At 63.7% G+C, this 13,289-nt stretch carries 11 protein-coding genes; 5 read left to right on the forward strand and 6 right to left on the reverse strand.

Annotated features, from left to right (window positions below; all coding sequences use genetic code 11):
* Position 1 precedes the first annotated feature (1 nt).
* The 6 genes from IVA87_RS10820 to IVA87_RS10845 all read right to left on the reverse strand — a co-directional run bounded on the left by IVA87_RS10820 (position 2) and on the right by IVA87_RS10845 (position 7,759).
* Positions 2-2,212: an ABC transporter permease gene (locus tag IVA87_RS10820; RefSeq protein WP_247305959.1), complete on the reverse strand. Its 2,211-nt coding sequence runs from the start codon at positions 2,210-2,212 to the stop codon at positions 2-4.
* The gene (locus IVA87_RS10825) at positions 2,205-2,987 is read right to left on the reverse strand and encodes an ABC transporter ATP-binding protein (protein WP_247305957.1); all 783 of its coding nucleotides are present in this window, start codon (positions 2,985-2,987) and stop codon (positions 2,205-2,207) included. The genes IVA87_RS10820 and IVA87_RS10825 overlap by 8 nt, the downstream gene beginning before the upstream one ends.
* Positions 2,980-4,062, reverse strand: a complete 1,083-nt coding sequence (locus IVA87_RS10830) for a branched-chain amino acid ABC transporter permease (protein ID WP_247305953.1) — start codon at positions 4,060-4,062, stop codon at positions 2,980-2,982. Before IVA87_RS10830 ends, IVA87_RS10825 begins: the two co-directional genes overlap by 8 nt.
* A gap of 1 nt (position 4,063) precedes the next feature.
* Complete coding sequence (locus IVA87_RS10835; protein ID WP_247305950.1) at positions 4,064-5,074, reverse strand: branched-chain amino acid ABC transporter permease; 1,011 nt, start codon at positions 5,072-5,074, stop codon at positions 4,064-4,066.
* A 483-nt stretch (positions 5,075-5,557) separates the two neighbouring features.
* Entirely contained in the window at positions 5,558-6,385 is an 828-nt protein-coding gene (locus IVA87_RS10840) for an AraC family transcriptional regulator (RefSeq protein WP_247305948.1), read from the reverse strand.
* 123 nt (positions 6,386-6,508) lie between these two features.
* The gene (locus IVA87_RS10845) at positions 6,509-7,759 is read right to left on the reverse strand and encodes an ABC transporter substrate-binding protein (protein WP_247278130.1); all 1,251 of its coding nucleotides are present in this window, start codon (positions 7,757-7,759) and stop codon (positions 6,509-6,511) included.
* 266 nt (positions 7,760-8,025) lie between these two features.
* On the opposite strand from IVA87_RS10845, the gene IVA87_RS10850 reads away from it, so the two are divergent.
* From IVA87_RS10850 to IVA87_RS10870, 5 genes are all read left to right on the forward strand, one after another.
* Complete coding sequence (locus IVA87_RS10850; protein WP_247305943.1) at positions 8,026-9,153, forward strand: mandelate racemase/muconate lactonizing enzyme family protein; 1,128 nt, start codon at positions 8,026-8,028, stop codon at positions 9,151-9,153.
* 223 nt (positions 9,154-9,376) lie between these two features.
* Positions 9,377-9,583, forward strand: coding sequence for a hypothetical protein (locus tag IVA87_RS10855; protein WP_247305941.1), 207 nt, complete (start codon positions 9,377-9,379; stop codon positions 9,581-9,583).
* Between the two features lie 538 nt (positions 9,584-10,121).
* Complete coding sequence (locus IVA87_RS10860; protein WP_247305939.1) at positions 10,122-10,340, forward strand: hypothetical protein; 219 nt, start codon at positions 10,122-10,124, stop codon at positions 10,338-10,340.
* Between the two features lie 783 nt (positions 10,341-11,123).
* On the forward strand, positions 11,124-11,516 hold the full coding sequence (locus IVA87_RS10865) for a hypothetical protein (protein WP_247305936.1): 393 nt from the start codon (positions 11,124-11,126) through the stop codon (positions 11,514-11,516).
* Positions 11,517-11,964: 448 nt separating this feature from the next.
* Positions 11,965-13,260 (forward strand): c-type cytochrome, encoded by a 1,296-nt coding sequence (locus IVA87_RS10870; protein WP_247333520.1) that lies wholly within the window; start codon positions 11,965-11,967, stop codon positions 13,258-13,260.
* Positions 13,261-13,289: the final 29 nt, after the last annotated feature.

Consider the following 13,289-nt stretch of genomic DNA (forward strand, 5'->3'; position numbering starts at 1 on the left):
GTCACCTCGCTACTCTTCGGCGCACCTTGGTGCGGCCGAACAGGGTTCGGAACGCACTGACAATGGCGGCGGCGAACTCGGGATCGTTGATGTTCTTGGGCACGCGAATGAGCTGGCGGTTGCCGGTCTGCCGCACCGTGCGCTCCAGCGTGCGAAACAGCGCGCTGTCGGTGTCCGGATCCCAGAACGGCTGGCCCCGCGCATCGAGGGCGGACACGCCGCCCTCGGGCAGGAAAAAGCGGACAGGGCCATCCATCTGATTGAGCCGCTCAGCGATCCAGCGGCCCATGCGCTCGTTCTCTTCGGCCGTTGTCCGCATCAGCGTCACTTGCGGATTGTGGACGTGAAACTTGCGGCCGCGGTAGCGTTCGGGAATGGTCCCGGGCGCGCCAAAATTGACCATGTCGAGCGCGCCGACCGAGCCGACATAGGGCACGCGGCTGCGGATGATTGCGCCGAAGCGATCTTCGGTCGCAGGAAACACGCCGCCCATGAGCAGATCGCAGATCTCGGTCGTGGTGAGGTCGATGACTCCGGCGAGTTGGCCGGACTCGACGAGCTTCTCCATCGAGCGTCCGCCGACGCCGGTGGCATGGAACACCAGGCATTCGACATCGTCACGCAACTCGGCCGCGATCTTCTGAACGGCCGGCGTGGTAACGCCGAACATGGTAATACCGACCGCTGGCAGGCCGCCGGCCTCGCGCGCCATTGCGGCGCGGGCATCGAGCCGCGCCTTGACCATGCCGGCGAGCGCATTGGCGCCATTGGCCAGCACCGCCCGCGAGATCGAGTTCAGCCCCTGCACGTCGGTGACCGAGTACATCATCGTGATGTCGGCGGGACCGACATAGGGCCCGACATCGCCCGAGGCGACGGAGGAGATGATCAGCTTGGGTACGCCGACGGGAAGCGCGCGCATGCCCGGGGCGACCAGCGACGCTGCGCCCGAACCGCCGGCCGAGATCACTCCGGCGACATTGCCCTGGCGCCGCAGCCAGTTGGCGAAAGCATCAGCCATCGCGGTCACGGCGGCGCCACGATCGGGACCGAACACCGCTGCGCCGCCACGGCTGTGGTTCAGGGCGATCTCCTGCGCGGAGACATCGCACGACGAATGCTTGCCACTCGTCGAAACATCGACCAGCCGTGTGCGCAGGCCGCTTTCCGCGATGATGTCGCGGATGAAGCGCAGCTCAAGGCCTTTGGTGTCGAGCGTGCCGACGACCAACGTCACAGGCGGGCCGGCGGCCTGCGTCGTCACCGGCTCGCGCTTGCGCCGCGCCGTCTCATCGAGCCGGGTGACTTGCGTCGAGACCGTGCGCGCAGCAGCTTCGATGCGGGCGATCGGTACCGGTTGCGACCATCGGGTCGGGAGCGTCGGGTTCGAGATGTAGATGCGGATCGGTCCGTCGCGGCGCGGCGCCGGCGCCGGCCTGGCTTCGACGCCGGATGCGGCGACATCGATATCCGGCTCGAGCTCGGCGTGAAGTCCGACGCCGAGCAGGCGCTGCTGGAGCTCGCGGTCGGCGGCGAGGCGGGCGGAGTCGATGATGCGGTTGATGCGGCCGTTGACCATGATCGCGACGTTGCGCGAGATCGCGGTGGCGACGCCGATATTCTGCTCGATCACGAGCACGGACATGTCGCCGTCCTCACCGAGCCGCAGCAGCATCTCCTCGACCTGCGCCACGATGACGGGCGCGAGGCCTTCAGTCGGCTCGTCCATGATCAGGAGATGCGGATTGGTGAGTAGCGCGCGAGAGATGGCCAGCATCTGCTGCTCGCCGCCGGAGAGCTGGCCGCCGCCGTGATCCTTGCGTTCGGCGAGCCGCGGGAAGGTCTCGTAGATGCGATCGACAGTCCAGGCGCCGGGCCGGAGGCCGCCGGCCAGCCGCAAATGCTCGTCGACGCTGAGCGAGCGCCAGAGCCGGCGTCCTTGCGGCACATAGCCGACGCCAAGCCTGGCGATCTGGGCCGGAGGCCGCCGCGTGATGTCTTCGCCACGAACGCGGATCGAGCCGCCGCTCACGCCCACTAGACCCATGATCGCCTTGCACAGCGTGGTCTTGCCCATGCCGTTGCGGCCGACGACGGAGAACACGCCGCTCTCCAGTGTGAGATCGACGCCTTGCAGGGCGTGCGAGTGGCCATAGTAGACATCGAGGCCGCGGACCTCGAGCGCGGCCTTGCTGCGGCGGACCTCATTCATGACCGCCTCCGAGGTAAAGCTCCTGCACCTCGGGATCGGACTGGATCTCCTGCGGCAGGCCTTCCTTGAAGATGCGGCCGTTGTGCATCATCGTGACGCTCTCGACGACGCGTAAAGCGACGTCCATGTCGTGCTCGATGATGATGTAGCCGATATGCGCCGGCAGCGAGGTCAGGATCTCGATCAGCTCGGCCCGTTCGGTTGGCGACAGGCCGGCGGCCGGTTCGTCGAACAGGACAAAGCGCGGGGCGCCCGCGAGCGCGAGCGCGATCTCGAGCTGGCGCTGCTGGCCATGCGCGAGCTCGGCCACGCGCTGGTCCTTCACGGCGGAAAGATGCACGGCCTGGACGAGATTGTCCGCCACATGCATCAGAGCATCGGTCTGTCCCGGACGCAGGAACGAGAAGCGTCCGCGCGAGACGCCGCGGCAGGCGAGATAGACGTTATCCTGCACGGTGAGGCCGGGGAACAGCGCCGAGATCTGATAGGTCCGCCGCAATCCGCGCCGGATGCGTTCATAAGGCGGGAAGTGCGTGACGTCCTCGCCGAAGAAGCGGATGGTGCCGGAGGAGGGCGGGAAGTCGCCGGTGATGCAATTGAACAGCGTGGTCTTGCCGGCGCCGTTCGAACCGAGCACTGCGCGCCGCTCACCTGGACGCACCGTGATGGTGACGTCGGTCAGCGCCGCCAGCGCGCCGAACAGGCGCGTCACGCCTCGGAGCTCCAGCGCAGCGCCGGCGCCCACGGCGGAGAGGCGTTGAGCGACGCTATCCATGGCGGCGCCCTCCGCCGGAACGGTCCGGCCTGCGGCGCTGACGTTGGCGCCATCGCTGCCATAGGCCGATGACGCCGTCCGAGGACCAGAACACGATGGCGAGGAAGCCGAGCCCGATCAGCAGGCGGAAGCGGTTGCCATCCAGGCCAAGCCTGACCAGGAAGTCGAGCGCGAATGTGCGCAGCAGCACGAAGATCAGCGCACCGATGAAGGGACCGATCGGGCGCGTGATGCCGCCGACAACGGCGATGATCAGCACGTCGATGCAGGCGCCGACGCTGACCGATCCCGGCGAGATCTGACGGTAGTTCCAGACCTGGAGCACCCCGGCCAGCGCGGCCACGAACGAGGCGAACGCATAGGCCGCGACGCGGTGCGCATTGACGTTGAAGCCGAGCGCAGCCATGCGCCTGGGATTGTCGCGCACGCCCTGGAGGGCAAGACCGAAGGGCGCGCGTGAGAGATATTCGACTGCGAAATAGCAGAGCGCGGCGACCGCGAGCACGACGTAGTAGAAGGGAATGTCGGCGCGCCAGTTCACGCCCCAGAAGTGCGGCGTGGCGACGGTGTTGATACCGGTATGGCCGTTGAAGATCGCCCAGTTCTGGTTGGTGAAATAGTAGAAGGCCGCGCCGATCGCCAGCGTGATCATGATGGTGTAGATGCCTTCGGTGCGGACCGCGAGCGCGCCGCCGAGCGTGCCGAAAGCGGTCGCCAGCGTCAGCGCCATCGGCACCGCGAGCCACCACGGCCAGCCCAGGCTGATATTGGCATTGCCGCTGACGCCGAACACGGCGACCATGTACGCCGCGAACCCCGCGATGGTAAGCTGCATCAGGCTGACCATGCCGCCATAGCCGGCGAGGAACATCAGGCTCAGCGCCATGGTGCCGAGGATCAAGGTGGAGGCGAAGATCTCGATCAGGAAGAAGCCGTTGGCGATAAGCGGCATGATCAGGAGAATAACCGCGACGATCCAGGCGGCGGGATTGTTGACCTCCGGCCACGTCCGTGCCGGGCGCTGCGCCATTGTGGCGGGGCGTACGGCAAGCCGTGCATCGTGGGCGAGCGACATCTCAGCGCCTCGCCAATAGGCCTTGCGGCCGGATGGCCAGCACCAGCACCATGATCAGGAAGGTCACGACGATGGCATAGGTCGGGATGTAGACCGAGCCGAGCTGTTCGGCGAGGCCGATGATCAGTGCGCCGAGTGCGGCGCCGGGGATCGAACCCATGCCGCCGACGATCACGACGACGAGGGACGCCAGCAGGAAGCGGATGTCCTCGCCGGGCGACAATGACTGGAACGTGCCGCCGACCACGCCGGCGATGCCGGCAAGTCCTGCGCCAAAGGCGAACACCAGCACGAACACGAGCTGGATGCGCACGCCGGTCGCAGCAAGGATATCGCGATCATCGACGCCGGCACGGATGATCATGCCGATCCGGGTGCGGTTGAGGGCGAGCCACATCGCCACGCCGATGATCACGGAAGCGGCGAAGATCACGAGCCGCACCAGCGGATATCTGAGATAGACCGGCTCGCCCGAGGATTTGATCGCCGTGATTAGCGGCAGCTCCACCGGGCCGATCAGCCAATTCGGCGTCTGGATCTGGTAGAAGTCGCCGCCGCAGGCCCACAGCATGAGGTCGGCGAATACGATCGAAAGCCCGATCGTCACCATGGTCTGCCTGAGATCCTGTCCCTCCATCCGGCGGAACACGATCACCTGGAGCAGGACGCCGACCAGGGCGGTCAGGATGAAAGCGACGATGAAGCTGAGGATCCAGGAGCCGGTCGAGGCGCTGATGGCGTAGCCGACATAACCGCCGAACAGATAGAGCGAGCCATGCGCGAGGTTGACGTTGCGCATCAGGCCGAAGATCAGCGTGAAGCCGCTGGCGACGAGGAAGTAGAGCCCTCCGAGCGTGATGCCGTTGAAGACGGCATTGAGGAAGACGCGCTTGCGGCCGATCGCCTCTTCGAGGCCCGGCGGCCAGACCGCGAAGACCAGCCAAAGCACGACGGCAATGGCAATGATCAGGATCAGCGCCCAGACGGGATGGCGTTCGACAAAGCGGCTCATGGTCTCGCCCCGCTTGCGGCAGGGCAATCGCATGTGGGAAGCGATTCCCTGCGGCGCATCCTTCCAGACGCCCGCTTTGGCGGGCCCCTCAGGATGAGGGCGGAGTGTACGGCAGCAGGTTCAACGGGCCGGATGCCAATTAGCCTCATCCTGAGGAGACCGCGGCGCGGGCGTCTCGAAGGATGCGGCGCTTGCTCAGGCCACTCCAAGAGATCATATCCGATAACCCTGCCGCTTCCGGGGAGAGGTCGCGTCCAACGGGTCGCGCCAAAGGCGCGCTCGATGACGGGCTTCGGCGCGGGTGCAGCCCAACCCTCTCCCCGCAAGTGGGACGAGGCGGCGTGCAAGCCGTGATCGGCTGCGAGCCCTGCCATGGGCGAACGTCCTCCCTGGACTCGCAATTCTCTAGCGAGATCGCGTTGCCCACATTCTAGCCGGGCTGCGAGCAGCACGTTTGATCGTGAGTATCTTTTCGCGCAATGGCTAGGTGCGCAAAACTTTGGCCGCGCGACGATAATCGGTCGGGGCCATCCCGACATTGGCGGCGAAGAAGCGGGTGAAGCCGCTTTGCGAGGAGAAGCCGAGATCGAAGCCGATATCGGCGATCGGCGCCTCGCTCGCCACCAGCGCTTCGAGCGCCTGTTCCATGATCAGCGTGTTGAGATAGAGATTCGGCGTGACGCCGGTCTGGACGCGGAACAGCCGGTAGAAATGCGGTCGAGACAAACCGGATTCCCGCGCGATCGTATCGAGCTCCATCTCGGCCCCGGGGCTCTCCGACATCAGCCTGATGCATTTGCGCACACGGAAGTCGGTCACGGCACCATTGGCGCGCGGATCGCGCGCGATCTCGGCCTGTTGCCAGCTTTCATCGTAGCAGATGTCGATCAGCCGCCGCAGCTCGGAATCCAGGCTGGAAAGCGATGGTGCGCCGCACACGAGCGCGGCGGTTCGCCTGATGTGCTTGTCAAGCGCAGGCGTGCGCTTGAATTGGGTGCGGCCGAAGCGCAACCGGTCGGAGCCGGAGGCATCAGGCGCAAACCATTCGGCATTGACGTAAAGCACGAAGAAGATCGCGCCGCCGTCGACATCGGCCGGCAGGAAGTTGTGCGGCTCCCACGGATTGACGGCAACGACAGAGGATTCGGTGAGATCATAATGCCCGTTGCAGACATCGATGCATGCCGGCATGCCGCCGACATGGAAGATCAGATGACCTTCACGATGGGCGTGGATATTGAAAGGGCGGTTCAACTGATAAACCGTCGCCCGGCCGAACCGGCCGTGGAAGACGGCGAGCGCACGGCTCATGCCTTCCCCTCCGAATGTTCTTGTCTTTTCGGCCAGCGTTCAACAACCCCGGCGAGATTGCAAGAGCGGAGAGCGACCGCGTCAGCAAGTCGCTCTCCGCCGGTGCGGTGCAGGCGTGATGCGTCAGTACTTCTTACATTCCGGTACTGTGCGGCTCGGCAGCCCGATCTTCGAGAACACGGCCGGATCATAGCCGAGCGTCTGGTTCACGTTCGGGATCACCTTCACGACCTTGCTGAACAGCGCGCCCTTGCCGTCGTCGACGACCTCAGTGACGAAGTTGGTGCCGATCGCCTGGCGATTGGAGTCGAGCTTGATCTTGCCGTTCGGCGCGTCGAGCTCGATCTTCGCCAGGGCTTCCTTGAACTTCGCCTGGTTATTGGAGAGGTCGCCATTGACCTGGCGCAGCGCGAGGATCAGCGCCATGGTTGAATCATAGTAGTTGGTCGCGAGCAGCGAGGGGCTCGGGAAGCGCTTGTTGGGCGGAAAGGCGTCCTGATAGGCCTTCACGAACTTCTGCCAGCCCGGATCTTCCCAGGTATCGGCCTGGCCGCTCGCCGCAATGGTGCCGATCAGCGCGTTCTTGGCGTTGCCCTTCGACGACAGGATGGTCTGGTCGATCATGATGGAACCGCCCATCAGGTGCGCCTTGCCGCCGGCCTGCTGATACTGGTTGAGGAAGTTGACGGCATCCGCGCCGCCGAGCCCGAGATAGATGGCATCGACATCGTCGGGCAGGGCGGCGATGACGGAGGCGAAATCTTTCGTTCCGAGCGGGACCCATTGCCGATTGGTGACCTGTCCGCCGGCACCGCAAAACTCGAGCACGAGGCCGAACACCTGGGTGTAAATGAAGGAGTAATCCTCGCCGACGGTGGCGATCTTGCGATACTTCTTTTCGTCATAGGCGTATTTGCCGAGGCCGACCTGCCACTGTGCGCCGTCCATGTTGTACCGGAAGAAATTCGGGGCCGGATCGACATAAGTCGTCTCCTGGGCGCCGGAAGCCGCATTGATGAAGGTCAGCTCGGGATGCGTTTTTGCAAAATTCTTTACCGCGATGCCCTCGTCGCCAGAGAGCGGTGAGAGCAGGATCTGCACCTTGTCCTGTTCGATCAGCTTGCGCACCGCGCGCACGGCGGAGTCGGGCGTTGCGTCGGTCGAGGCGACGATGAATTCGAGTTCCTTGTCGCCGACCTTCTTGCCAAGCACGTTGAGGGCCGTCTGGTGGCCGCGCATGCCGTCCTCGCCGAGCACCGTGTAGGTGCCTTCGAGCGTCGCAGTCACGCCCACCTTGATCTTCTCCTGAGCGATCGCGGCGCCCGAAAGAAACAGGCTGCTCAGCGCCAGCAGTCCCACACTGCATTTCGACATGGTGCTCCTCCCTGTGTCGTCGATTTGTCGCCGTGCCAATCGGCGCGGCGCCCGCAGCTCGAAAGGCTGGCGGATTTGACGGGAAGGCTAGCCGAAGTCGCATGCGGTGCATGCGCGGGCGCCTCGTTCGGCTTGACGGGCAGTCTCATTTTGGATGTTGCGGCGCAAATGGTTTCGCGGTGCAGCACGTGACCGGTGACTTCGCGCGCGCCTGTTGAGATAGTGGCGGCCGCCACTCGTCGATCTCGACCCGCAGGATCTGCAACATGACGACTGACAGCTTCACCATCCGCGCGATCGAGGCGTTCTGCTATCGCTATCCGCTGGCAACGCCGGTGGTGACGTCGTTCGGCAAGATGCTCAACCGGCCCGCCGTCTTCGTTCGCGCTGTCGACGAGGACGGCGTCGAAGGATGGGGCGAAGCCTGGTCCAACTTTCCGGCTCCAGGCGCGGAGCATCGCGCCCGGCTCGTCAACGAGGTGCTCGCCCCCGGCCTCGTCGGACGCAAATTCGATAGTCCTGCCCAGGCCTTCGAGGCGCTGACCAAAAGCACCGAAGTTCTGGCGCTTCAATGCGGTGAACCTGGTCCGTTCGCGCAGGCGATTTCGGGCATCGATCTCGCCCTGTGGGATCTCTCCGCGCGCCGCCAGCGCCTGCCGCTGTGGCGGCTTCTCGGCGGTCAGTCGCGCAAGATCAAGGTCTATGCCAGCGGCATCAATCCCGGCGGTGCGGCGCAGACGGCGGAGGCCGCGCTCGAGCGCGGCCATCGCGCGCTGAAGCTGAAGGTCGGGTTCGGCGCCGAGACCGACCTCGCCAATTTGGCGGCGCTGCGCCGGATCGTCGGCCCCGGCATGCTTGCTACCGATGCCAATCAGGGCTGGTCAGTCGCGCAGGCGATGGAGATGCTGCCGCGGCTTGCCGAGTTCGATCTGCGCTGGCTGGAAGAGCCGATCCGTGCTGACCGGCCGCGCGAGGAATGGCGCAGGCTGCACGCCGCAGCGAAGATGCCGATTGCCGCCGGCGAAAACATTTCGAGCGCCGAGGGTTTCAGGGAAGTGCTGGCCGAAGAGGTGCTCGGCGTGGTTCAGCCCGATATTGCGAAATGGGGCGGGCTGAGTGTCTGCGCTCCACTGGCTCGCGACATTCTGAAGGCGGGCAAGACGTTTTGCCCGCACTATCTCGGTGGAGGTCTTGGCTTGCTTGCATCCGCGCACCTGCTCGCCGGTATCGGAGGTAATGGCTGGCTGGAAGTCGATGCGAACGACAATCCCTTGCGCGATCTGTTTTGCGGTCCGCTCCTCAACGTGAGGGAAGGCACGGTTGAATTGGAGGAAGAGCCGGGCCTCGGAGTAGCGCCTGATCTGTCATCTATCGAGCGTCATCGCACCATTTAGATTAGAGATTCGTCGGCTTCCGACCAACCCGCCCGCCGGGTGGCGATGTCATCGCGAGCCGGCGGCCGCGGAAATGGCGCGCGCCATCAGCGCTGTCGCCGTCGGACCTTTCAGGTGATCATCGAGAATGCCGAGGGGTGCACCCGCGACCGAGGACGCCTGCCTGTTCTGCTTCAAAGACCTGGCTGTGACCGAAGGCCTCGGGCTCTATCGGGAGAGGCCTATGGCGACAATGCCGGTCATCGGCCGGCGGCCTGACATCACGTTGCTCGTTTCGGATGTCGCGGACTCCGCCAAGAACCTGGACAACCACAAGGATCCCTCGAAACAGCCGGTCGTCTTCTCAAAAGGCGCCGCCTCGGTAATCGGCCCGGGCGCGGCGGTGGAATACATTCCTGCATGTGTGTGCCGCTTCACATTTTGTACGTGAAACGATGCTACCATTGATTTGAAAGTCCCTTTTATTTTTTGGCCGACGTCTGCGTTTTTTTTAAGCAGCCTTCCAGGGGCGCGTAATGAGTAGTCGTGATCGGGTCTGCGACCGTATGGTCATTCTGCACCACCGTGTCTGTTCGCTCAATTCTCAACTTGCAGAGCTTCGAAACCTTAGCACTCGGGTGCAAAAGGCGATGGAAAGAAGCAACGGCAAACGCTCAAGAGTCCCATGTGTTGGGGCCGTGCGGCGTCGAACTCGGAGATAAATGCGCGTTGAGAACCATGAGCCATAGCTCGGCCATGTGACCGCAACCCGCCGAAGGGAGGCTCTCTGCCAGAGGTCTGCTCTGGGGCCAAAAGCGCCATTCTAGTTGCCTGCTGGTCAGTTCAGGTCTGCGCCGATAGGCGCAGATTTGGAAGCCGGCCATGGGCATTCGCGTGGGGTTGATCCTTGGGGTGGTCCAATCGCGTACCGCTCTATTTCCATGTGTGCTATCTGTTGGGTAGCAAAACGGTAGCAGGAAGAGCGGATCATGACTGACGATCAGGTCAATCTTGTCGTTCAGCACCTTTGCGAGCATTTGCACTTGGCACTCCGATTGAAGGGCAGCGAGGCGCATCCACCAAACGCCAAGGATATTGGATTCGATCCTGCCTCCGTAAGAACTGTGTTCCTGACCGGGTTGCGTTCGGCGGGGGTCACGATCCATGCCGAGGCGGCCGGGCCGAGCGAAGAACCGCCGTGGTCCTAAAGGCAAAACGGGGGACACCCTAGACAGCCGACGCTTGGACGAGCATCGAGTTGGGCAGCGTCGGGCCAGACGCTGCCGTCGTGAACTTACGAAACACTCTTCGGCAGCTCCCGTTGCGCCTGGCCGATAATTGGCCGACTACGGGCCGGGTCGATGGCGGCGCTGATTGAAGCGTGCCGCTTTTCATCCGCTTGCAATGCTGCGTCTGGACGATTGCCGCATTCCCATCAACCGTCGCCTGGGAGCGCGGAGCGTAGAGGGCGGCATACCCAACCTTCTCCGCGATGTCGTCGAGGCTGAGCCGAGTTGCGGCAGCATTCGATTTGAGTGATGGGGCGATCACCTCGGACTGGCCGAGCCCACCGTTGCGGCTCTATCCGGTGCAGGTCAGGGCCGCGGAAATTTGGATCGAGGCGCAGAGGCGACATCCGCGTCGATGATGACATCATGCCCCTGTTTTGCCCGACGTGTCAAAAGCATCTGTGACATGGACTTGTTTTCTCAGGAAATTGTCCTTTGGAAACAAGGGCCTTCTACTGTGCATGGGGTTGTTTTCGCATTTATTGGTTCAGTGCTCGGCGGCAGCGTCGACCAGCAACGCCTTGAGAATAGTGGCTGCTTGGCCACATGCCATAATTGCCGATCTCGGGGATCATGCCGCCAAGAATGTTGAACATGGTCCTGAGACGGTGTCTCAGAGACGTACCCCGGTTGTGGCAAACGCTTGCGCGACTGGCTCCTGGACTCGATCCAAGATCACCATCCCTGCAATCGCGATCACCGTTGCCGCGACGCAGCCAAGAAGAAAAGCCCTCATCCGCAGCCTCCCTCGATCGAAACGTCAAGCTGTTATACGATACCGCTTGGCGCGAGCAAACTCGTCGATCGTATCAAGCCAGAAGCCGCCTACGGGCTCTTGAACATCGCATCGACGGAAAGTGCATCACCCATCAAGCCGAGGGACTGAAGTGCGGCGCGATTCCTGTCGATTTCCACTATCGCAAGAAGAAGCGCAAGCACGGCGGCAACGAGGATCAGGAAGGGCGAGGCGTCTCGGGAATCGGGATCTTGCGATCCATCAAGCGCGCGCAAAGCGCGCAGTCGCGCCAGCATCTGCAGAAATGGCCGGGTTCGCCTCTGCATGCCGTCATCCTTGACGTGGCCGCCAGAGATTAGTCTTGGGATCACCGGCATTCAAGCAGGAGGCGCATCGCCAGCCCGCTGCGACGCACACGGTCGGAACGGAATGCAGTGTCAGCCCGTTTAGTACGCACATTCGGAGGATCCAACGTGAAATTGCTGACAACGATTTTGTGCTTTGCAGCACTCTGCCTCTTCGAGCGCGCCTCCGCTGAACCTCCACAAACCAATTCATCTGCGGCGCCAACCCGGCCCGAGGAGAAGGGCCAACCACAACCGCAAGGCTGGACGGGTCCAATCAATACGGGTTCGGGTGGTGCGCCCGCCGAAAGTCCCCAAGGTCAGAGTCCGCCTGGAATGCAGCCCGCGCCTGAAGGGTCGTCCAAGAGCACGACGGCACCAGCCAAGTAAATGGGTTCGGATTTTCATCTCCGTGGGCTTCTGGCAATCTTCAGGCCGTGAACGTGACCAGAGCCGGTGACGGATGATGAGGTTACCTTTCTGCACGGGCGGCGCCGCAGCCCTGTGGGCCATCTTCGCCCTATCATTCGCGCACGCCGACATGGTGGGACATGGCGGCCCCGTACGGGCGCTCGCCATTTCCCCCGATGGCGAGGGCCTCCTGTCCGGCAGCTTCGACACAGCGGCCATCCGCTGGTCCCTGAAGACCGATACGGCAGAGCAAGTGCTGCGGTATCACGCTGACGCCGTCAATGCGGTCGCCTTTCTGAAGGACGGCCGCATGGTCACAGCGGGCGCCGATGCACGAATTGCAGTGTGGATGCCGGGCCGGCAGCAGCCGGACCGGGTGTTTGAAGGACACCGAGGTCCAATCGTGGCGCTTGCGGTTTCTCCTGATGGAGCGCTTCTCGCATCGGCTTCATGGGATCGGACCGTGCGGCTCTGGTCCCTATCGGACGGCGCGTCGCGCGTGCTCGAAGGTCATTCGCAGAACGTCAACGGTGTCGCTTTCACGCCGGACGGCAAGTCGCTTCTCAGCGTCGGCTATGATCTCACCTTGCGCATCTGGCATTTGCCGGACGGCCAACCTGAAGTCGTGACGTTGCCGGCGCCGCTCAACGTCGTTGCTGCGGCGCCGGACGGTGAAATCGTCACGGGCGCGGTCGACGGCACGCTGCGGATACTGACCACAGACGGCAAGCCGAGCGGCGAGGTCGCGGCCGGTCCCACGCCGGTGGTGGCCTTGACGATATCGGGAGACGGGATGTTGATCGCCGCGGCCGGCATCGGCGGCACGGTTGCGATCATCGACCGCAAGTCGCGCAGTCTGCTGCGAACGCTGGTCGTGTCCGGCTTGCCGGTATGGTCGGTCGCCTTCCTTCCGGATCGAGAAAAAACACTCATGACGGGTGGCGCGGACGGCAGGATCAGGCGCTGGAATGCGCGCACCGGCGATCCCATTGGTTCGAACCTCTCGGGAACGCCGGCGGATCCGCTCGCCGCCTATGCCGGCGATCGTGGCGCCGATGTATTTCGGGCCTGTGTGGCCTGTCACACCCTGTCGGACAAGGATGTTCAGCGTGCGGGGCCGACGCTTGCCGGACTATACGGTCGCAAGATCGCTTCGCTGCCGGGCTATCGCTTCTCCGACGCGCTGAAGAGTATGGACATCGTCTGGACGCCGGAGACGGTCGCACGATTGTTCGAGGTTGGACCGAATGCCTATACCCCCGGCACCAAAATGCCGGAGCAGCGCATCGGCTCGGCCGAGGACCGCCGTGCGTTGACGGACTTCTTGGGCCGCGCAACGTCGCAATAATTGCCCCTTCCGACCCTGCGAAGTTGGCC

This window comes from Bradyrhizobium sp. 147 (assembly GCF_023073935.1).
Classification (GTDB): Bacteria; Pseudomonadota; Alphaproteobacteria; order Rhizobiales; family Xanthobacteraceae; genus Bradyrhizobium.

Bases quoted from the DNA above. Each gene is read 5' to 3' on its own strand.
- IVA87_RS10820 (WP_247305959.1), bottom strand. From the start codon at position 2,212: ATGAATGAGGTCCGCCGCAGCAAGGCCGCGCTCGAGGTCCGCGGCCTC.
- IVA87_RS10825 (WP_247305957.1), bottom strand. From the start codon at position 2,987: ATGGATAGCGTCGCTCAACGCCTCTCCGCCGTGGGCGCCGGCGCTGCG.
- IVA87_RS10830 (WP_247305953.1), bottom strand. From the start codon at position 4,062: ATGTCGCTCGCCCACGATGCACGGCTTGCCGTACGCCCCGCCACAATG.
- IVA87_RS10835 (WP_247305950.1), bottom strand. From the start codon at position 5,074: ATGAGCCGCTTTGTCGAACGCCATCCCGTCTGGGCGCTGATCCTGATC.
- IVA87_RS10840 (WP_247305948.1), bottom strand. From the start codon at position 6,385: ATGAGCCGTGCGCTCGCCGTCTTCCACGGCCGGTTCGGCCGGGCGACG.
- IVA87_RS10845 (WP_247278130.1), bottom strand. From the start codon at position 7,759: ATGTCGAAATGCAGTGTGGGACTGCTGGCGCTGAGCAGCCTGTTTCTT.
- IVA87_RS10850 (WP_247305943.1), top strand. From the start codon at position 8,026: ATGACGACTGACAGCTTCACCATCCGCGCGATCGAGGCGTTCTGCTAT.
- IVA87_RS10855 (WP_247305941.1), top strand. From the start codon at position 9,377: ATGGCGACAATGCCGGTCATCGGCCGGCGGCCTGACATCACGTTGCTC.
- IVA87_RS10860 (WP_247305939.1), top strand. From the start codon at position 10,122: ATGACTGACGATCAGGTCAATCTTGTCGTTCAGCACCTTTGCGAGCAT.
- IVA87_RS10870 (WP_247333520.1), top strand. From the start codon at position 11,965: ATGATGAGGTTACCTTTCTGCACGGGCGGCGCCGCAGCCCTGTGGGCC.